Annotated in this window: 19 protein-coding genes and 1 pseudogene; 12 read left to right on the top strand and 8 right to left on the bottom strand. The window is 68.2% G+C overall.

Annotated features, from left to right (window positions below; genetic code table 11):
• Positions 1 to 8 precede the first annotated feature (8 nt).
• Positions 9 to 884 (top strand): LLM class F420-dependent oxidoreductase, encoded by an 876-nt coding sequence (locus G6N53_RS18800; RefSeq protein WP_163896077.1) that lies wholly within the window; start codon positions 9 to 11, stop codon positions 882 to 884.
• A pseudogene (locus G6N53_RS18795) lies at positions 854 to 1273 on the top strand (nuclear transport factor 2 family protein); the annotation flags it as partial. The gene G6N53_RS18800 and the pseudogene G6N53_RS18795, both read left to right, overlap by 31 nt.
• Positions 1274 to 1295: 22 nt before the next feature.
• On the opposite strand, the gene G6N53_RS18790 reads toward G6N53_RS18795, so the two are convergent.
• Positions 1296 to 1787 (bottom strand): NUDIX hydrolase, encoded by a 492-nt coding sequence (locus G6N53_RS18790; RefSeq protein ID WP_163890883.1) that lies wholly within the window; start codon positions 1785 to 1787, stop codon positions 1296 to 1298.
• 71 nt (positions 1788 to 1858) lie between these two features.
• On the opposite strand from G6N53_RS18790, the gene G6N53_RS18785 reads away from it, so the two are divergent.
• Positions 1859 to 2641, top strand: coding sequence for an SGNH/GDSL hydrolase family protein (locus G6N53_RS18785; RefSeq protein ID WP_163890881.1), 783 nt, complete (start codon positions 1859 to 1861; stop codon positions 2639 to 2641).
• A gap of 13 nt (positions 2642 to 2654) precedes the next feature.
• On the opposite strand, the gene G6N53_RS18780 is transcribed toward G6N53_RS18785, so the two are convergent.
• Both G6N53_RS18780 and G6N53_RS18775 read right to left on the bottom strand, forming a co-directional pair.
• Positions 2655 to 3218, bottom strand: coding sequence for a hypothetical protein (locus tag G6N53_RS18780; RefSeq protein ID WP_163890879.1), 564 nt, complete (start codon positions 3216 to 3218; stop codon positions 2655 to 2657).
• 101 nt (positions 3219 to 3319) lie between these two features.
• Entirely contained in the window at positions 3320 to 4123 is an 804-nt protein-coding gene (locus G6N53_RS18775) for a ketosteroid isomerase family protein (protein WP_163890877.1), read from the bottom strand.
• 107 nt (positions 4124 to 4230) lie between these two features.
• Here G6N53_RS18775 and G6N53_RS18770 point away from each other — a divergent pair, with 107 nt between their 5' ends.
• Positions 4231 to 4659: an Rv0313 family protein gene (locus G6N53_RS18770; protein ID WP_163890875.1), complete on the top strand. Its 429-nt coding sequence runs from the start codon at positions 4231 to 4233 to the stop codon at positions 4657 to 4659.
• A gap of 5 nt (positions 4660 to 4664) precedes the next feature.
• Here G6N53_RS18770 and G6N53_RS18765 read toward each other — a convergent pair whose 3' ends face one another.
• Entirely contained in the window at positions 4665 to 5897 is a 1233-nt protein-coding gene (locus G6N53_RS18765; RefSeq protein WP_163890873.1) for a cytochrome P450, read from the bottom strand.
• A gap of 284 nt (positions 5898 to 6181) precedes the next feature.
• Here G6N53_RS18765 and G6N53_RS18760 point away from each other — a divergent pair, with 284 nt between their 5' ends.
• From G6N53_RS18760 to G6N53_RS18740, 5 genes are all read left to right on the top strand, one after another.
• Positions 6182 to 6610: an MmpS family transport accessory protein gene (locus tag G6N53_RS18760; RefSeq protein ID WP_163890871.1), complete on the top strand. Its 429-nt coding sequence runs from the start codon at positions 6182 to 6184 to the stop codon at positions 6608 to 6610.
• The gene (locus G6N53_RS18755; RefSeq protein ID WP_163890869.1) at positions 6607 to 9513 is read left to right on the top strand and encodes an MMPL/RND family transporter; all 2907 of its coding nucleotides are present in this window, start codon (positions 6607 to 6609) and stop codon (positions 9511 to 9513) included. Before G6N53_RS18760 ends, G6N53_RS18755 begins: the two co-directional genes overlap by 4 nt.
• Complete coding sequence (locus G6N53_RS18750) at positions 9510 to 9836, top strand: DUF732 domain-containing protein (RefSeq protein WP_163890867.1); 327 nt, start codon at positions 9510 to 9512, stop codon at positions 9834 to 9836. Before G6N53_RS18755 ends, G6N53_RS18750 begins: the two co-directional genes overlap by 4 nt.
• 15 nt (positions 9837 to 9851) lie before the next feature.
• Positions 9852 to 10124, top strand: coding sequence for a hypothetical protein (locus G6N53_RS18745; protein WP_163890865.1), 273 nt, complete (start codon positions 9852 to 9854; stop codon positions 10122 to 10124).
• A 62-nt stretch (positions 10125 to 10186) separates the two neighbouring features.
• On the top strand, positions 10187 to 10657 hold the full coding sequence (locus G6N53_RS18740; protein WP_163890863.1) for a DUF5078 domain-containing protein: 471 nt from the start codon (positions 10187 to 10189) through the stop codon (positions 10655 to 10657).
• Between the two features lie 25 nt (positions 10658 to 10682).
• On the opposite strand, the gene G6N53_RS18735 is transcribed toward G6N53_RS18740, so the two are convergent.
• Positions 10683 to 11816 carry an acyl-CoA dehydrogenase family protein gene (locus G6N53_RS18735; RefSeq protein ID WP_163896075.1) on the bottom strand — a complete coding sequence of 378 codons (1134 nt, stop codon included), beginning with the start codon at positions 11814 to 11816 and terminating at the stop codon, positions 10683 to 10685.
• A 77-nt stretch (positions 11817 to 11893) separates the two neighbouring features.
• Positions 11894 to 13084, bottom strand: coding sequence for a DUF7159 family protein (locus tag G6N53_RS18730; RefSeq protein ID WP_494337352.1), 1191 nt, complete (start codon positions 13082 to 13084; stop codon positions 11894 to 11896).
• Between the two features lie 39 nt (positions 13085 to 13123).
• Between G6N53_RS18730 and eat the strand changes: the two genes are divergently transcribed.
• The 3 genes from eat to eutC are packed head-to-tail and all read left to right on the top strand — an operon-like array spanning position 13124 to position 16804.
• Complete coding sequence (gene eat, locus G6N53_RS18725; protein WP_163890859.1) at positions 13124 to 14563, top strand: ethanolamine permease; 1440 nt, start codon at positions 13124 to 13126, stop codon at positions 14561 to 14563.
• Between the two features lies 1 nt (position 14564).
• Positions 14565 to 15974 carry an ethanolamine ammonia-lyase subunit EutB gene (locus G6N53_RS18720; protein WP_163890856.1) on the top strand — a complete coding sequence of 470 codons (1410 nt, stop codon included), beginning with the start codon at positions 14565 to 14567 and terminating at the stop codon, positions 15972 to 15974.
• On the top strand, positions 15971 to 16804 hold the full coding sequence (gene eutC / locus G6N53_RS18715) for an ethanolamine ammonia-lyase subunit EutC (protein ID WP_163890854.1): 834 nt from the start codon (positions 15971 to 15973) through the stop codon (positions 16802 to 16804). The genes G6N53_RS18720 and eutC overlap by 4 nt, the downstream gene beginning before the upstream one ends.
• On the opposite strand, the gene G6N53_RS18710 is transcribed toward eutC, so the two are convergent.
• On the bottom strand, positions 16724 to 17347 hold the full coding sequence (locus G6N53_RS18710; RefSeq protein ID WP_163890852.1) for a sensor domain-containing protein: 624 nt from the start codon (positions 17345 to 17347) through the stop codon (positions 16724 to 16726). The two genes, eutC and G6N53_RS18710, sit on opposite strands and share 81 nt — an antisense overlap.
• 32 nt (positions 17348 to 17379) lie before the next feature.
• A complete protein-coding gene (locus G6N53_RS18705) occupies positions 17380 to 19755 on the bottom strand; it encodes a Tex family protein (RefSeq protein WP_237166575.1) in 2376 nt (791 codons plus the stop codon).
• Positions 19756 to 19852: the final 97 nt, after the last annotated feature.

Here is a 19852-nt window from a genome sequence, read left to right as displayed (position 1 = left end):
CGGTGGGAATGAAATTCGCCGTGTTCGCACCGTTGGCGTCCGGGCTCACCGACGACCCCGACTGGATGACGTTGTTCGCCCGGCATTTGGAGGCCTGCGGGTTCGAGTCGATCGTCGTCGCCGAACACACCGTGATGGTCTCCCGCTACACCAGCGTCTATCCGTACGACCCGTCCGGGCGGGTCGATATCGATCCGCGGTGCCCGGTTCCCGATCCCCTCGACCTACTGGCGTTTCTGGCCGGCCGCACGGACCGTCTGGGGCTGGCCACCGGCGTGCTGGTGCTGCCCAACCACCACCCGGTGGTGCTGGCCAAGCGCGCTGCGACGGTGGATGCGCTCTCCGGCGGGCGGTTGCGGCTCTGTGTCGGCGTCGGATGGCTCAAGGAGGAGGTCGAGGCATGCGGCGCCGAGTTCGCCAGCCGCGGCCGGCGCAGCGACGAGCAACTCCAGGTGATGCGGATGTTGTGGGAAGGTCCCACCGACGGGGTGAGCCATCACGGCGAGTTCTTCGCGTTCCAGGACGCGGTGTGCCGTCCGAGACCCCGTGCGCACCTTCCGGTTCACATCGGCGGGCACAGCCGCGCTGCCGCGCTGCGTGCGGGCCGATACGGTGACGGATTCCAGCCGCTGGGTGTCGGCCCGGAGCGGCTGGGGGAACTGGTCTCCGTCATGCGCGACGAGGCCACCCGTGTCGGACGCGACGGCGCAGCGCTGGAAGTGACTGTCGGACACCAGGTGGGAAAGATCGATGCCGAACGCGCGGCCAGGCTCGCCGCCAACGGTGCGGACCGGGTGGTGCTGGCGATGCCCGCAGTGACCGATATCGACGAGGCCCGTGACATGCTCTCCGGGTGCGCCGCGCGCCTGGGCCTGGCACCGTGAACCTGGCGGTGGCCGATCGGCTCGCGCTGAGCGACCTGGTCCATCTGTACGCGTCCGCGGTCGACGATCGCAGGTTCGCAGAAGTCGTCGAACTGTTCACCGACACAGCGGAATTGCGCCTCCCCGATCCCCCGCGTTCCCTGGAGCCGGTGCGCCTGCACCACGGGCGCGACGGTGTGCGCACCGCGATGTCGGCGCTGGCACAGGTCACCCGGACCGAGCACGCGATCGTCGGCGAGGTGTACGCCCGTGGCGACCACGCCGACTGCGGGCTGGGCCGGATCACCTGTATCGCCCACCACTGGACGGTCACGGGGACGTCGGCCACGGATGTGGTGTGGCACCTGCGCTATGACGACGAGTATGCGCGGACGCCCCGGGGCTGGCGGATCCACGGCCGCGCCTTGACGATCAACGCGATCGAGACACCTGCGGTCCGTCGTGTCCGAGCGCATCCCGGAGTTGATCGAGCAGCGGGCGCTGCCCCTTCAACAGCTTCTCCCGAGCCACCGGCACGGCGAACCACGCCACCCGGTCGATCTCCGGGTACTCCCTGACGTTTCCCGAGCCCTTGGGCCATTCCAGCGTGAACGTGTTGCTGCAGGCACCCTCGAGGTCGAGGTCACCACGGACGGCGAACGCGGTCACCATCTTTCCGCCGGGCTGACGGACCGGGGTGAGATCGATCCGGTCCCCGGCCGGTGGCGGCTTCCCGATCTCCTCGGTGAACTCGCGCACCGCGACTGTCCACGGATCCTCGCTCTCGGCGTACTCACCTTTCGGGATCGACCAGGCGCCTTCGTCTCTGCGCGCCCAGAACGGGCCGCCCGGGTGGCCGAGGAGCACCTCGAGAGGGCCGTGGGTGTCGCGGTAGAGCAGCAGTCCCGCGCTCAGCCTGGGCATGTGTGCACTTCGTCCACGGGTTGCACGATAGCCGGAGGCGGCCGCGGTAGTGCACGGCTACAGTGCCAGCTGTGCACCGGTACTCGCGGTATGTCGCGTTGGGCGACAGCCAGACCGAGGGACTGTGGGACGGTGACGACGCTGTCGGGTTGGTCGGTTTCGCCGATCGGCTGGCCGCGCTGCTCGACACCCACCGTCCCGGCCTGCAGTACGCCAACCTGGCGGTGCGCGGCAAACAGATCCGTGATGTGCTCGACGATCAACTGCCCGAGGCGATAACCATGGGTGCGGATCTGATCACCGTCTGTGTCGGGATGAACGACGTGACCCGGCCCGGGCCCGGATTCGACCGCGCGCTGGCCCATCTCGACGATCTGCATCTGGGCCTGGCCGAATCGGGGGCGACGGTGGTGACGACGACGTTCCCCGACGTGGCCAGGATCCTGCCGATCGGGCGCCTGCTCGCCGGGCGGGTGCTGCGGATCAACGCAGAGATCCGTGATGCCGCCCACCGGTACGGGTTTCGGCTGGTGGACCTCTACCACGCGCCGTCGATGACCCAGCCGGAGATCTGGAGTCCGGACCGGGTCCACGGGTCCAGCAGGGGCCACGAGCTGTTCGCCGCTGCTGCGGCCGAGGCTCTCGGGCTGCCCGGCAGCAGCCATGACTGGGCGGCGCGGGATCCCGCGGCGGCCCTGCCGTCCCTGCGGTCGCGCTCGTACTCGCAGATGTTTTCCCAGATGTTGTGGACGCGCAACATGCTGGCGCCGTGGCTGTGGCGACGCCTGCGCGGCCATTCCGGAGGTGCGGGCCGCGACCCCCGGCGACCGCTGCTCTCGCAGTGGAGCGGGTGACCGCCGGGCCGTTTCAGATGCCGGTCCAGGCGGCGTCGAGACGCTCGGCGACATCGATGACCTTGGCCTGGACCGACTCGGGGCTGTCGATCTCACCGGCGACGTGGGCGGCGATGAACCGTCTGATCTCGGCGTCCACGCCACCGACGATGCGAACCACCTCGGCGCGCAGCGATTTGGATGTCACGTGGATGGAGATGTCGGATGCGCGCGGTTTCTCCACGTCGAGGATCAGCAGCAGAGGTTCGGCAGCCCTGGCGGTGGCGCGCAGCGAGATCTCACCGAAGACCATGAATTTGGGTTTGTCGATCCGCAGGTCGACGACCATGTCGATCTCCAACGGGATGCGGATGCCGAAAGTGATCGAATCGCCGACCTCGCGTTTGACCCGGGGCGCCAGAATCCGCACCTGGGCCGTCACCTTGGCGATCTTGCCCGGGCCCTGCGCGATCGGGCCCATCTCGAAGGCGTCACCGGCGATCGCGCCGATCGCCCCGCCCACGCGGTCCTCGGTCACGGCGACTTCGAAGAACCGGCGCCCGAACTCCTCGTAGGTGACGTAATCAGCAGATTCCATGGTGCTGCTACGTTCTCACGCCCGCGGCGCGGAGCGCGACAACGTGGCCGAATCCGGGATGTCCGTCGCGCGCCGGCGGGCCACCGTTCGCGCGCCGGCGCTCACGGCCGCGCGCTCTCACCGAAGATCCGGATCCGGCCGATCGCGACCCTGTCCGACCGCAGGTCCGCGACAACCACGGTGCGGCCCCCGTCGTGGTCGACGCGTGCCGCGACGGCGCGTCCTGACCGGATCAGTTTGCTCCAGGCCCCGCCGGCCAGGTGCTTGACCAGGTCGGAGGTGGTCATCGCGGTGGAATCCCCGCGGGTGATCGGGATGTCGGCAGCCAGCCGCCGCACGCCGATCTCGTCGCCGCCGCAGGCCTCGTCGAGGAAGCGGGCTACCAGCGCCTTGCCGCCGGTGCCGAGCCCGCGGAATCCGGTGAGGAAGCCGAGGCTGCCGGACAGGCCCTGGTTGGCCAACATGGTTCTGCCGAGCCCGAGCCCGGCGGGAACGGCCCCGAGCCCGCCGCGGACGAACTGCCCGATCATGGCGGGCAGCTCCCAGTACGCCGACAGCGCGGCGATTCTCAGTTCGTCCTGATCGTCGCGCAGGTCGTAGCGGATGAAGGTGGGCACCCGCATGGTCAGCGTGGCGGCCATCTGGATCTCGAGCTCGAGGTCGCGCACCACGGTGGTGCCGACCACCAGGTCCACGTCGGGGTGGAAGGAGATCACGCGGGGCCCGATGAAGGTGTCGTAGAAGTGCCCGATGGCGACGTGGCCCCGGTGTGGTGCCGAACCCACCGGATCCTCGACCCGGCCGTCGGCGGTGAACATCCCGATCCAGCCGTCGCGGTCGTGTGCTGCGGCCGTGCTCAGCGATCGCTGCGCAGTGGCCAACAGGTCCGCTCGTGTGATGGGCATATGGTTGCCTACCACTTCTTCTGTACGGCAGTCGACTACTTCAGCTCACACGGGCACACTGGTCACTATCCGCTGTGCGTGGGCACAGCCGTTCAGGAGGGACCACCATGAGCAGCAGTTCTTCCGGAGGGCCGTTCGGTTTCGACCCCGAGGATTTCGACCGCGTCGTCCGCGAGGCAGGTGAAGGGCTGCGGGAGGCGCTCGACGGTCTCGGCAGGTTCGTGAACACCTCCGGCGAACGCGCCGGCTGGTCGGTGCTGTTCGACGAGTTCACCCGGGGCGCGCGGCCCCGCACCCAGCCGGAAACCACCGGCGAGACCGGAGACGGCGTCTGGGCGATCTACACCGTCGACGACGACGGGGGCGCCCACATCGACCAGGTGTATCCCACCGAGTTGGACGCGTTGCGGGCGAACAAGAACAACACCGACCCCGCCCGCCGCGTCCGGTTCCTGCCCTACGGCATCGCCGTCAGCGTGCTCGATGCGCCCGACGCTCCAGAGTCTGCTGAGGGCACCGCTTCCCCGGAGGCCTAGGCCGCTCAGACCAGCACGCGCAGATATTCCCAGCCGCGCACCGTGGACGTCGGGGCCAGCCGCGCGGTTTCGTGGTCGATGTCCCACTCGGGCCACCGGTTGAGCAGCTCGTCGAGCGCGACCCGGCCTTCGAGGCGGGCGAGGTTCGCGCCCAGGCAGTAATGCACGCCCTTGCCGAAGGTGACGTGGCTGATGTTGTCGCGGTGGATGTCGAACGTGTCGGGCCGGTGGTAGCGGCGCTCGTCGCGGTTGGCCGCACCGAACAGCAGCAGCATCGCCGACCCGGCCGGAACAGTTCGTCCGGCGTATTCGAAATCCCGGGCCAGATAGCGGGCGACGTGCGGGCCGGTGGGTTCGAACCGCAGTGTCTCGTCGACGGCCCGCAGCAACAGCGACCGGTCGGCAACCAACTCGCGGCGCTGGTCGGGATGCTCGGCCAGCACTTTGGCCAGCCAGCCGATCAGCCGGCCGGTCGTCTCGTTGCCCGCCCCTGCAACCACCTGGGTGTAGTGCAGCACCTCGGTGCGGGTCAGCTTGCGCCGCCTGCCGTGTTCGTCGTCGAACTCGACCTCGAGCAGCGCGGTCATCAGGTCATCAGAGGGGTTGGCTGCCCGCCACTGCACGTACTCGGCGTAAATACTGCCGTCGGCGATCTTGTCCGGGTTGATCACCTTCATCGGCGCGCCCGGCCGGGTCCGCAGGTTGGCGTCGTTGGCGTCGCGCACCGATATCTGTTCTGACTCCGGGATCCCCAGCAGCATGCCGATGACCCGCATCGGCATCATCGCGGCCAGCTCGGCGATGATGTCGAATCCGTCCGATCCGACCAGCGGATCGAGGCAGTTGATGCAGTAGCGCCGGATCTGGTCCTCGATCTCGGCCATCCGTCGCGGCGTGAAAACCCTCCCCATCAACCCGCGCAGCATCGAGTGAACCGGCGGATCCTCGAACATCATCACGCCCTGGGGCATGTCGAAATCGGATTTGACCAGCTCCAGGATGTCGCTGCGGCTGTTGGAGAACGTCTGCCAGTCCGACAGCGCCTGCTCGACGTCGGCATGCCGGGACAGCGCCCAGAAGTCGTAGCGGTCGTTGTAGTACAGGGGCGCCTCGTCGCGAAGCCGCGCGTACGTGGGGTACGGGTCGGCGACGATCCCGACGTCGTAGGGGTCGTAGTACACCGGCGGATCGGCGTGGGCGGCGCCGGCCGCCACGGTCGACTGTGCTGAATCCGCCATCGCGCACGCTCCTCGTCGGGCTGCGGTCGACAGGGGCCGTTGGGCGACCGCTCAGCATTAAGCTGTGGCCATGTCTAGCAGCGGGCGCGACCGGCGGTCAAGGGTGGCCGGGCCCGATCCAGTGACCTGGCCCGCGCTGCGGTCAAACAGTTAGCAGCGCCACAATCGCTTGAGCTAACCTGTGGCTGGGTGAGAACTTAAACCGGCTAAGTTACGATCGGCAGAACATTCAGTCACAAAACCATGGGGTCGAAATTGCGTGTTGAGGGTCGGGTGCAGCGGACGTGATCGGTGTCCTCAAACGCGTCTGGCTGCCGCTGCTCATTGTGGTCGTGGTGGTGGTTGCCGGGCTCACCGTGTCGCGGATCCGGACCTTCTTCGGCTCTGAGGGCATCATCGAGACGCCCCGCAACTTCGCGGACCTGCCTGAACCCTTCGACCCCAAAGAGGTCCGCTACGAGATCTCCGGGGACGGATCCTACGCCGACATCAACTACCTCGATCTCGACGCCAAGCCCCAGCGGGTGGACGGCGCGGCGCTGCCGTGGTCGCTCACGCTGAGCACCACCGAGCCGTCGGCCGCCCCCAACATCGTCGCCCAGGGAGACAGCAGCACCATCACGTGCCGCATCTACGTCGACGACGAGCTCGAGGACGAGAGGACGACTGACGGCTTGAACGCCCAGACCTTCTGCTTCGTGAAGTCCGCATGAGTACCCCGGTCAACGACGCGCCCACGGATGCCTTCCCGCCCGCCCGGCAGCGGTCCCGCCCGTTGATCCCCAGGATGATCCGGACGTTCGCGGTTCCTCTCATCCTCGGCTGGGTGGGGCTCATCGTCGCGCTCAACATCGTTGTGCCGCAGCTGGAAACCGTCGGCCAGATGCAGGCCGTCTCGATGAGCCCCGACGATGCCCCGTCGATGATCTCGATGAAGAAGGTCGGCGAACTGTTCGAGGAAGGTGACTCGGACAGCTCGGTGATGATCGTCTTCGAGGGCGAGGAACCCCTCGGCGACGAGGCGCACGCCTGGTACGACGAGATGGTCGATCGACTCGAGGCCGACACCGCCCACGTGCAGTCGGTGCAGGACTTCTGGAGCGACCCGCTGACCGCGTCGGGCTCGCAGAGCACCGACGGCAAAGCCGCCTACGTCCAGGTCAAGCTGGCCGGGAACCAGGGCGAGGCGCTGGCCAACGAGTCGGTGGAGTCGGTTCAGAACATCGTCGACAGCCTCGAACCGCCGCCGGGGGTGACGGCCTACGTCACCGGGCCTGCGGCGCTGGCGGCGGACCAGCACATCGCCGGCGACCGCAGTATGCGGTTGATCGAGGCGACGACGTTCACGGTCATCATCGTGATGCTGCTGCTGGTGTACCGGTCGATCGTCACGGTGCTCGTCACGCTGGTGATGGTCGTGCTGTCGCTGACCGCCGCCCGCGGGGTGGTCGCTTTCCTCGGCTATCACGAGATCATCGGCCTCTCCACGTTCGCCACCAACCTGCTGGTGACGCTCGCGATAGCCGCGGCGACCGACTATGCCATCTTCCTGACCGGGCGATATCAGGAAGCACGCGAAGCGGGTGAGGACAAAGAGACCGCGTTCTACACGATGTTCGAGAGCACCGCGCACGTGGTGCTCGGCTCCGGTCTGACCATCGCCGGCGCGACGTTCTGCCTGAGCTTCACCCGGCTGCCGTACTTCCAGACCATGGGCGTCCCGCTGGCGATCGGCATGTTCGTCGTGGTGCTGGCCGGTGTCGTCCTGATGACCGCGATGATCAGCGTGGTCACCCGTTTCGGCAAGATCCTGGAGCCCAAACGCACGATGCGCGTTCGGGGCTGGCGGAAGGTCGGCGCCGCGGTGGTGCGCTGGCCCGGCCCCATCCTGGTCGGGACCATCGCGCTGTCCCTCGTCGGCCTGCTCGCTCTGCCGGGCTACCGGACCAGCTACAACGACCGCAACTATCTGCCGGCCGACCTTCCCGCCAACGCCGGATACGCCGCGGCCGACCGACACTTCTCCCAGGCCCGGATGAACCCGGAGCTGTTGATGGTCGAGAGCGACCACGACCTGCGCAACTCGGCGGACTTCCTGGTGATCGACAAGATCGCCAAGGCACTGTTCCGCGTCGAGGGGATCGCGCGGGTCCAGGCCATCACCCGCCCGGACGGCAAACCGATCAAGCACACGTCGATCCCGTTCCAGATGAGCATGCAGGGCACCACCCAGCGGCTCAACGAGAAATACATGCAGGACCGGATGGCCGACATGCTGGTTCAGGCCGACGAGATGGCCGACACCATCGCGACCATGGAGAAGATGTCGAACCTGACCGGGCAGATGGCGGCGATCACCAACAACATGGTGCAGAAGATGGAGGGGATGTACCTCGACATCGCCGAGCTGCGCGACAGCATCGCCAACTTCGACGACTTCTTCCGGCCGATCCGCAACTATTTCTACTGGGAACCGCACTGTTACAACATCCCGGTGTGCTGGGCGATGCGTTCGGTGTTCGACACCCTCGACGGCATCAACGTGATGACCGACGACTTCAAAGAGATCCTGCCGGAGATGCGGCGTCTCAACGAGCTGATGCCGCAGATGGTCGCGTTGATGCCCGAGATGGTCGACACGATGAAGACCATGCGCACGATGATGCTGACGATGTACCAGAGCCAGAAGGGTCAGCAGGACCAGATGGCCGCGATGTCCGAGGATGCCGACGCCATGGGCGAGGCGTTCGACGATTCGATGAACGACGACTCGTTCTACCTGCCGCCGGAGATATTCGAGAACAAGGATTTCCAGCGCGGCTTGGAGCAGTTCCTGTCCCCCGACGGGCACGCGGTGCGGTTCATCATCGCCCACGAGGGTGACCCGTTGACCCCCGAGGGAATCGAGAAGATCGAGGCGATCAAGACCGCCGCGAAAGAGGCCATCAAGGGCACTCCGCTGGAAGGGTCCAAGGTCTATCTCGGCGGTACCGCGGCCACGTTCAAGGACATGCAGAGCGGAAACAACTACGACCTGTTGATCGCCGGCATCTCCGCGCTGTGCCTGATCTTCATCATCATGCTGATCATCACCCGCGCCGTGGTCGCGGCCGCGGTCATCGTCGGCACGGTGGTGGTGTCTCTGGGGGCGTCGTTCGGCCTCTCGATCCTGATCTGGCAGCACATCATCGGCGTCGAGCTCCACTGGATGGTGTTCGCGATGGCCGTGATCGTGCTGCTGGGCGTCGGCGCGGACTACAACCTGCTGCTGGTGTCACGGCTCAAGGAGGAGATCCACGCCGGGGTGGGCACCGGCATCATCCGCGCGATGGGCGGCAGTGGCACGGTGGTAACCGCCGCTGGATTGGTCTTCGCGTTTACCATGATGTCGATGGCGGTCAGCGAGCTGACGGTGATCGCCCAGGTCGGCACCACGATCGGGTTGGGTCTGTTGTTCGACACCCTGGTGATCCGGGCGTTCATGACCCCGGCCATCGCAGCGCTGATGGGGCCGTGGTTCTGGTGGCCGCAACGGGTGCGCACCAGGCCGGTGCCGGCACCGTGGCCGAAACCTCAACGGTTGCAGACAGATCCAGCAGAGGGAGCGAGGCCATGAAGCGGATACTGGTAGGAATCGCGACGGTGGCCTTCGGGCTCGGGTTCGCCGCGCCCGCGGCGGCCGACCCCGACACCGCGTTCGCCGACGAACTGCACACGTACGGCATCTACGGTCAGAAGGACTACAACGCCTGGATCGGCAAGATCACCTGTAAACGTCTCGCCACCAACGTCGACGCCGATGCATACGAGGCGGCTGACTTCGTCCACAACCAGTTGGACAAGAACGCCACCACCGAGCAGGCGTGGCAGTTCCTCGCCGCCGGACTGCGCACGTACTGCCCCGACAGGCTGCCGGTCCTCCAGCAGGCTCAGCGGTGACGCAGGAATGACGCAATGACTTTGATCAGGACTGCGGTCGGTGGCGCGGTGGTCGCGTGCGGGCTGGCCCTCGGAATGATGCACTCGAGCGTCGCGAGCGCACAGCCGGCTCCGCCGCCGGCCCCCGTCCACGGCGAACCCCCACCCGCCTGGGCACCGCCGAAGCCCGCCGAGTCCTGGAACGGGCAGCCCGTGGTGTGGAACTCGGCCTGGGGCGGGCGTTGGGGCGTGTGGATCAACGGCGGCTTCCTGATGCTGACGTCGAACCCGGTAACGGGCGGCGGCTGATCATGAGCGCAACGATGCCAAACCGAGCGATGCCAAACCGAACGATGAGGCAGGGAGTGAAGATGACCGGACTGAAGAGTCGCGTCGCGCGGGTGAGCCTCGGGTTCCTCGGAGCAGCCGCGATGTTTCTGGGCACCGCCGGCCCGGCGGCGGCCGATTCCACCGACGACTATCCGGTCCCCCGGCGGATCATCCACACGACCTGTGATGTCGAGCAGTATCTGGCAGCGGTGCGCGACACCAGCCCGGTGTACTACGAGCGGTACATGATGGACCGGAGCAACCGGCCTGCCGACGTCCAGCAGGCTGCGTTCGACCGCATCCACTGGTTCTTTTCGCTCGATCCGGTGGGACGCCGCCAGTACTCCGAGAACACCGCGACCAACGTCTACTACGAGCAGGTGGCGACGCGCTGGGGCAACTGGGCGAAGATCTTCTTCAACAACAAAGGCGTCGTGGCCCACGCCACCGACGTGTGCATGAACTATCCGCCTGGCGACATGTCGGTGTGGCACTGGCCTGTCGCGCGTTGATCGCGACGGCCGGCCACCCGGCCGGTCACAGACCGAACTGGTCCTCGACGATGCCCAGCCAGACCTGCGCTGCGTCGATCGCCACCTTCTCGCTGATGAAGGCGTGCTGAGTGCCGGTGTAGATGTCACGGAACGCCCGCTCGAGGCGACTGCCCTCGCGGATCGCCGAGGTGCCTGCGACCAGGTGCGCCCACTCGGCACAACCCCGGGCAGTGTCGGTGGCGAACACCGCCGCCACCCGCATGTCCGCACGCAACGTCGGGGTGAGCTCGCCGCCATCGGCGACGGCCGCCTCGGCCGTGGTGAACGCGTCGAGGACCAGCAGCCGCGCCGCCCGCCAGGCCGCTACATGGTGCGCCAGGCCCTTCTGGAACGTGGGACGGCTGGCCAGTGCAGCCATATCGCTCATCCGGAACTTCGTCTCCGCCAGCTCGGCCACGTCGTCGAGCATGCTCTTGGCGACCCCGAGCGCCCACGCGGCATGACCTGCCGCGGTCACCGGCATCATCCCCATCCGGGTCGCCGGTGAGCTGCCTCGCTTGGGTTCGCGGGTGAACAACGCAAACGTGCGCGATTGCGGGACGAACACATCGTCGAGGGCGTAGTCGTAGGACCCGGTGCCCTTGAGCCCCTGCACATGCCAGCCGTCCTTGAAGGTGACCTGGCTTCGCGGGACGACGGCCACCTGCATGTCGGGCACGCCCTCGCTGACCCAGCGGATCTCGCCGTCGATCATCGGCAGAAACCCGGCCGCGACGTACTCGGCATGTCCGGTGCCCGAGCCGAAACTCCACGACCCGGTCAGCCGGTAGCCGCCGTCGACCGCGACGCCCTGCCCGTTCGGGAAGAACTGACCGCCCATCGTGACGTGGTTGTTGTTGGCGGTGAACACCTCGGCGAAGCCGTCGTCGGGAAGATAGGTGGCGGCGGCGAACGCAGACGGCAGGTTGGCGATCCCCACCCAACCGAACGATCCGTCCTGCCAGGCCATTTCGATCCACGTCTCGATCATCTCCGCGAACGACGGCTCGAACCCGCCCGCTGCGGTCGGATTGAAGGCCGACATCAGACCGGTGGACCACATCGCCTCGACGGTCGCGGCGGTCATCGTGCGATTGCGCTCGGATTCCGCGGCCTCGCCTCGCACCAGCTCGCGCATGTCGCGTGCCAGTCCGACGAGATGATCAGGGGCAAGGGCAAGCTGAGATACCGGTGTCACGGGTCGACCGTACGCGTTCAGGGCAACGCAGTGAACACATTGACCAATTCTGTCATCTCGGCGTCGGTCGGCGGCGTCGGAACCGGCGCGTCCGGACCAGGCGTCGGGCCGACAGCGGTCTGCGTTCCGGTCAGATGCGGTTGTTCGGCGGGCTCCGGCGTGGGCGCCGCCGGCGGTTCGGGTGCCGCCGCGGTCGCGGCCGCCACCGGGGCGTAGGTCTGAACCGGCACGGTGGCCTGCGGTTCGGAATAGGACGGGGTGGCGGCGACGACCTTGCGCACCACCTCGGGCGCCGGCCCGGACGGAACCGATACCCACCCCGAGTCCGAGGACGGCGCGGCGGGTTCGGCCGCGGACCCTGCGGGCTCGACCGGTGGCGCCGCGCCGGCGGAAAGAAACAACACCCCGACGATCGCCGCGGCGGCCACGCCGAGCACCGCCGAAACCGTTCGTCGCCGGCGGGCGCCGCGGCGCTCGGTAACCGGCGTTGCCACAGGGGGATTCACTGCCTCACTGGAGGTGAGCACCGAAAGCGCGGCGCCGTGAGCCGGGCACAGCCGCAGCGCCACGTCGCCGGCCCGCCGACCGAGCGCCGTGGCCGTCGCCACCGGAACCGCTTCGGCGTCACGCAAACCCAGGCAGCCCAGCCGCGACCGCAACCGCAAACCCTCGCGGGTGACGTCCTCGCTCCAGGTCAGTGCGACGCTGTCGAGCTGGTAACCGCACGCCTGCGCGATGGCCTGGGCGCCGCGTACCGCCGCGTCCGCGATCCCGCGCTCGGCGTCATACGGCAGGGCGTCGTGGTCGAGCACGGAACCCTCGGCGGAGTCGACGAGCACCCAGGCGAGTTCGTCAGCAGTCACAGACAGTCCCAGCACTGCGCGCACGGCGACCCCTTCGAAGTCTGCAAACCGGTATGTGCGATCTATCGAACGCCCGAAGACCGCTGTTACAGCAGGACAGGACTGGACAACCTCGAGCAGAGCCAATAGGCTCCCGCTAAAGGTTGTCAGAACGACCTTTAGATCTTCAGCCCGGATGCTCGGCAGATTCGGCGAGAGCGTATCGCCGACACGCGCGAACCGCGCGCCGCCGAGCGCGACGACGTCGTCGCTCCGGGCAGCCCTGCTCGCGCTTCGCCCGCTAATTTGTTGTGACACAACAATTTTCGGCGAAGAATGCAACGCCAACGGCGCTTCGTGGGGCATAGTGTGATCACTCACACCTTCGAACGGGAGTCTCATCAGATGAGTGGCGACAAACACAGCACGCATCCCAGGCGCGGCGTCGAGGAATATCGGGAATCGGAAGCCTATCTGCAGAAGCGGCAACTGAAATCCGGCACCGCCGGCTGGGTACTGCTGGCCAGCCTCGGTGTCGGCTACGTCATCTCGGGGGACTACTCGGGCTGGAACTTCGGCCTCGCCGAAGGCGGATTCGGCGGCCTGGCCATCGCCGCCGTGATCATCGCCGGCATGTACCTGGCCCTGGTGCTCGGCATGGCCGAGATGTCGTCGGCACTGCCCGCGGCAGGCGGTGGCTACACCTTCGCCCGCCGGGCGCTCGGCCCCTGGGGCGGATTCGCCACCGGTACCGCGATCCTGATCGAGTACGCGATCGCCCCCGCGGCCATCGCCACGTTCATCGGCGCCTACGTCGAATCGCTGAACCTGTTCGGGATCACCGACGGCTGGTGGATCTACCTGTTCGTGTACGCGGTGTTCATCGGCATCCATCTGTCCGGGGTCGGCGAGGCGCTGAAGGTGATGTTCGTGATCACCGGCATCGCCTTGGTCGGTCTGGTCGTCTTCGCGATCTCGGCGATCGGCCAATTCGACTCGACCAACCTCACCGACATCGCTGTCACCGACGCCGCCGGAGCCTCCGCGTGGCTGCCCTACGGCCTGCTGGGCATCTGGGCGGCGATCCCGTTCGCCATCTGGTTCTTCCTGGCGATCGAGGGTGTTCCGCTCGCCGCCGAGGAGGCCGCCAACCCGGAGCGCAACGTGCCGCGGGGCATCATCGCCGCGATGGCCGTGCTGCTGGTCACCTGCGTGACCGTGCTGGTGCTGACCACCGGCGCAGGCGGGGCGGCCGCCATGTCGGAGTCCGGCAACCCACTCGTCGAGGCGCTGGGCGACGGCACGATGGCCAAGGTCGTCAACTACATCGGCCTGGCCGGACTGATCGCGAGCTTCTTCTCGATCATCTACGCCTACTCCCGGCAACTGTTCGCGCTGTCGCGCGCCGGCTATCTGCCGAAGGTGCTGTCGGTGACCAACTCGCGCAAGGCGCCGACCCTGGCGCTGGTTGTGCCCGGCCTCATCGGGTTCGCGCTGTCGTTGACCGGCCAGGGCGCCCTGCTGCTGAACATGGCGGTGTTCGGAGCGGCTCTGAGCTACGTGCTGATGATGGTCAGCCACATCGTGTTGCGGAAGCGGGCGCCCGAGATGCACCGCCCCTACCGCACCCCGGGCGGCGTCTTCACCACCGGGTTCGCCCTGGTGATCGCAGTGATCGCCGTCATCGCGACGTTCCTTGTCGATTACGTCGCCGCGCTGGGTTGCCTGATCGTGTTCGCCGGGTTCATGGCCTACTTCGGCCTGTACAGCCGGCACCATCTGGTCGCCAACTCCCCCGACGAGGAGTTCGCCGCACTGGCCGCGGCCGAGGACGAGCTGAGGTGAGGTGACCTACAGCCAACAGGTCTCGGGCCACACCTACCAGTTCGACAGCCTCGTCGAGGTGATGGCCAAGGCGACCCCGCTGCGATCCGGCGACGAACTGGCGGGCTGCGCAGCCGCCACCGATGCCGAAAGAGCTGCTGCTGCATGGATCCTCGCTGATCTGCCGTTGTCGACGTTCCTCACCGAGGAGCTGGTCCCCTACGAGACCGACGACGTCACCCGGCTGATCATCGACAGCCACGACCGGGAGGCGTTCTCGGCGGTCTCGCACCTCACGGTCGGTGGGCTGCGTGACTGGCTGCTCGCCACCGCGTCGGAACCGCAGAGTGCGGAACACATCGCGGCGGTGGCACCGGGCTTGACGCCGGAGATGGTGGCCGCGGTGTCGAAGATCATGCGCAACCAGGACCTGATCTCCGTCGCCGCCGCCACCACGGTCAGCTCGGCGTTCCGGACCTCGATCGGCGTACCGGGGACTCTGGCCACCCGGCTGCAGCCCAACCACCCGACCGACGATCCTCGTGGCATCGCCGCGGCGACTCTCGACGGTCTGTTGATGGGCTGCGGAGACGCGGTGATCGGGATCAACCCGGCCACCGATTCCCCGGAGCACACCGCGGACCTGCTCCACCTGCTCGACGACATCAGGCAGCGCTTCGAGATCCCGATGCAGTCCTGTGTGCTGTCCCATGTCACCACCACGATGGAGCTGATCGACCGCGGCGCCCCGGTGGACCTGGTGTTCCAGTCGATCGCCGGCACCCAGGGCGCGAACACCAGCTTCGGCATCACGTTGCCGATGCTGGCGCAGGCCAACGAAGCCGGACGCTCGCTGGGCCGCGGCACCGTCGGCGACAACGTGATGTACCTGGAGACCGGACAGGGGTCGGCGCTGTCGGCGGGCGCTCATCTCGGTGTCGGCGGCAGGCCGGTGGACCAGCAGACGTTGGAGACCAGGGCCTACGCGGTGGCGCGTGCGCTCGATCCGTTGCTGGTCAACACCGTCGTCGGCTTCATCGGGCCCGAATACCTCTTCGACGGCAAGCAGATCATCAGGGCGGGTCTCGAGGACCACTTCTGCGGCAAGCTGCTCGGCCTGCCCATGGGTGTCGACGTCTGCTACACCAACCACGCCGAAGCCGACCAGGACGACATGGACACCCTGCTCACCCTGCTCGGTGTCGCGGGCGCGGCGTTCGTCATCACCGTGCCCGGCGCCGACGACGTGATGCTCGGCTACCAGAGCCTGTCGTTCCATGACGCGCTGTATGTGCGCAAGGCGCTGCGGTTGCGGCCGGCCCCCGAATTCGAGGCCTGGTTGGCGCAGCTGGGGATGGCCGACGGCGACGGGCGGGTGCTGCCGGTGGACCCAAGCGGCTCCCCGTTGCTCGGGCTGGCGGCCGGGCCGTGACCGGTCGGGACCGCTCGCCCGCCGAGGACGTGTGGGCTCCGCTGCGCCGCACCACGCAGGCACGCATCGGGCTGGGGCGTGCCGGAAACGCGTTGCCGTCGCACCGGGTGCTCGAGTTCAAGGCCGCGCACTCGGCCGCCCGTGACGCCGTGCACATCCCGCTCGACTCCGGCGAGTTCAGCGACGATGTCGCGGCACTGGGCCTGGGGACCCCGCTGCACGTCTGCAGCCGGGCAGAGAACCGCAGCGAGTACCTGCGCCGGCCCGACCTGGGCCGCACGCCGGCGGACCTGACAGGTCTGCCGACCCCGGAGCCGGGGCAGGGCGCCGACGTCGGCGTCGTGCTGGGTGACGGGTTGTCGCCGCGCGCGCTGGCCGACCACGGGGTCGGGCTGCTGGCCGCGTTGGCCGCCGAGTTCGACGGCCACTATCGGCTGGCACCGCCGGTGATCGCCACCCAGGCCCGGGTGGCGCTCGGCGACCATATCGGTGCCGCGCTGGGTGTCGGCACGCTCATCATGATCATCGGAGAACGGCCGGGGTTGTCCGTCGCCGACAGCCTCGGCATCTACCTCACGCATCTCCCGCGGCCCGGCCGCACCGACGCCGACCGCAACTGCATCTCCAACATCCACCCGCCCGACGGACTCGGGTACCAGCGCGCGGCGCGCACCGCGGCCGCCCTGGTGACGGGGGCCCGCCGGCTGGGTCGATCCGGCGTCGACCTCAAAGACACCTCCCGCGCGGAACTAGGCGGTGGTGTTGGCCAGCGTGTTGATCCGCTCCAGCGCCTCGACGGCGAGGCCGGCGACGTCGAACCCGCCGATTGAGCCGCACGTGGTGATCTCGACCGCCGCATTGTGCGCGGCGACGAAAGTGTTGTCACAGTTCCAGTCGGCGGCCCGCAGCGACCAGAGCACACTGCTTTGCGGGCTGTCGGCAGCGGCGGCGCGCACCTCGAACACATATGTGCGCCCCTGCATCGTCGTCACGGTCAGCGGCGTGTCACGGCAGGCCTCGACGGTCTGACGCACCTCGTCGAGCGCAGCGGCCGGATCGAAGTCGAAACGGTAGACGGCGACCATCTCCTCGACGAACACCGACGCGTCGTCGGTGGTCCAATGGCCACCGTCGGTGGCGAGGGGACGATGCGAGTCGAGAAACGGCGGGTCCACCTCCTGCGCCAGTCCGCTGCATTGTTCGGGCTCGGCGGTGAGGAACAGATTCCCGTCCTCCCCCGCGACCTGCGGACTGAGCAGGTCGGCGACCTGCAGCTCCGAGATGGGCGCGGCCACCGGGGCCGGCCGGGGCGTCGCCTCCTGCACGCTGCGGGTGCAACCGCCGACCGCGACGAGCGCCCCGACCACGGCCATCGCCGTGACCTGTGAGCGCCGTGCCGCCGGGTTCACCGCCCGAAACCCGCGTCCCGCAACGCCTGCGCCATCGCACCCCCGGCAGCACCCGCCGAACTGCGGTCAGACTTGTTGGCGCGCTTCGCTTTTGTCGGCTTGGTGTCGCGACGGGGTGCGGGCTTGCGCTCGGACCGTGCGCCGCCCGCCCCACGTGCCGGGGTGTCGTTCAGGCGCAGGGACAGCCCGATCCGCTGTCGCTCGACATCGACGTCGAGCACCTTGACCTTCACCACCTGGCCGGATCGCACCACTTCGTGCGGATCGGAGACGAAGCGGTCGGCCATCGCCGACACATGCACCAGTCCGTCCTGGTGGACACCGACGTCGACGAACGCCCCGAATGCCGCGACGTTGGTGACCACACCCTCGAGCGTCATGCCCACCTCGAGATCGGCGATCTTCTCGACCCCGGCCGCGAAAGTCGCCGTGGTGAACGCCGGGCGCGGATCGCGACCCGGCTTCTCGAGTTCGGCCAGGATGTCGGTCACCGTCGGGATGCCGAAGCGGTCGTCGGCGAACTCGGCCGGCCGCAGTGCACGCAATGCGCGGGTGTCGCCGATGATCTCGGCCAGGGTGATCCCGGAACGGTCCAGGATGCGCCGGACCACCGGGTAGGCCTCGGGATGCACGCCGGAGGCGTCCAGTGGATCGTCCCCGTCGCGGATCCGCAGGAAGCCGGCGCACTGCTCGAATGCCTTGGGGCCCAACCGGGGGACCTTCAGCAACGCTCGACGGTCGCGGAACCGGCCGGTCTGGTCGCGGTGGGCGACGATGGCCTCGGCCAGCGACTCGGTGATGCCCGACACCCTGGCCAGCAGTGGCACCGACGCGGTGTTGAGGTCCACGCCCACGGCGTTGACGGCATCCTCGACCACGGCTCCCAGGCTGCGGGCCAGGATGCCGGGCGTCACGTCGTGCTGGTATTGCCCGACCCCGATCGATTTCGGCTCGATCTTGACCAACTCGGCCAGCGGGTCCTGCAGCCGCCGCGCGATCGAGACCGCGCCCCGCAGTGTGACGTCGAGATCGGGTAGTTCGTGGGCCGCGTAGGCCGAGGCCGAGTACACCGACGCTCCGGCTTCGCTGACCATCGCCTTGGCGGGTGCCGGCGCACCGGCGGCGCGGATGTCGGCGATGAGCTCGTCGGCCAGCGCGTCGGTCTCCCGCGATGCGGTGCCGTTTCCCACCGCGATCAGCTCGACGCCGTGGCGGGCGACGAGCGCGGCCAGCGTGGCCTTGGCCTGCGCCCACTGCTTCTGCGGTGGATGGGGGTAGATGGCACAGGTGTCGACCACCTTGCCGGTCCCGTCGACGACGGCGACCTTCACGCCGGTCCGGAAGCCGGGATCCAGGCCCAGCGTGGGACGGTTGCCCGCCGGGGCGGCGAGCAGCAGGTCCTTGAGGTTCTTGGCGAACACCGCGACGGCGTCCTCCTCGGCGCGCAGCCGCAGCCGGACCCGGGCGTCCACCGATGCCGAGACCGACAGCCGGGTGCGCCACGCGAAGCCGACGGTGTTCGCGAGCCACGGTGTGGCGGCACCGGGCGACCCCAGATCCACCCCGAGTGCCCTTGCGACCATCGCGAGGTACACCTCGTCCTCACCGCCGTCGAGGCTCAGGGTGAGGACCTGCTCCTTCTCACCGCGCAGCACTGCCAGCACCCGGTGTGACGGAATGGTGGCAAGCGGCTCGGCGAAGTCGAAGTAGTCACGGAACTTCTGCGACTTCTGGTGGTGCGGCCCGGTCTCGGCGGCATCCGAGGACGGCCGGGTTCGTACCGAGCCGTTCTCCCAGAACCTTTCTCGCAGCGCGCCGACGAGTTCGGCATCCTCGGCGGCACGCTCGACGATGATGTGCCGCGCACCGTCGAGCGCGGCGGCGGCGTCGGCGACGGTGGCGCCGACGAAGCCGGCGGCCAGGTCCTCGGGGACCGAGGACGGGTCGGCCAGCAGCTGGTCGGCCAGTGGTTCCAGCCCGGCTTCCCTGGCGATCTGGGCCTTGGTGCGCCGCTTGGGCTTGTAGGGCAGATAGATGTCCTCGACGCGGGCCTTGGTGTCGGCGGCCAGCAGCGCGGCCTCGAGCGCCTCGGTGAGCTTGCCCTGTTCTCTGATCGACGCCAGCACCGCGGTGCGCCGGTCGTCGAGCTCGCGCAGGTATCCGAGGCGTTCCTCGAGCGTGCGCAACTGACCGTCGTCGAGGCTGCCGGTCACCTCCTTGCGGTAGCGGGCGATGAACGGGACCGTCGACCCCTCATCCAGCAGCCGCACCGCCGCATCCACCTGCCGCTCTGCCACTGCCAGTTCCGCAGCCAGACGGGCGGTCACGGATTTCTGGGCGGGACCGGACTTGTCGGTGACACTCGGATTCACGGGCTGGACCCTACCGAACGACTGCGACATCCGGGGCACGCGACAGGGCACCGCCCTCTACCGCACACCGTGCACGGTAGAGGGCGGCTACAGCCGG

Source organism: Mycolicibacterium hippocampi (assembly GCF_010723735.1).
GTDB lineage: Bacteria > Actinomycetota > Actinomycetes > Mycobacteriales > Mycobacteriaceae > Mycobacterium > Mycobacterium hippocampi.
This window is presented reverse-complemented; position numbering and strand designations above follow the sequence as displayed.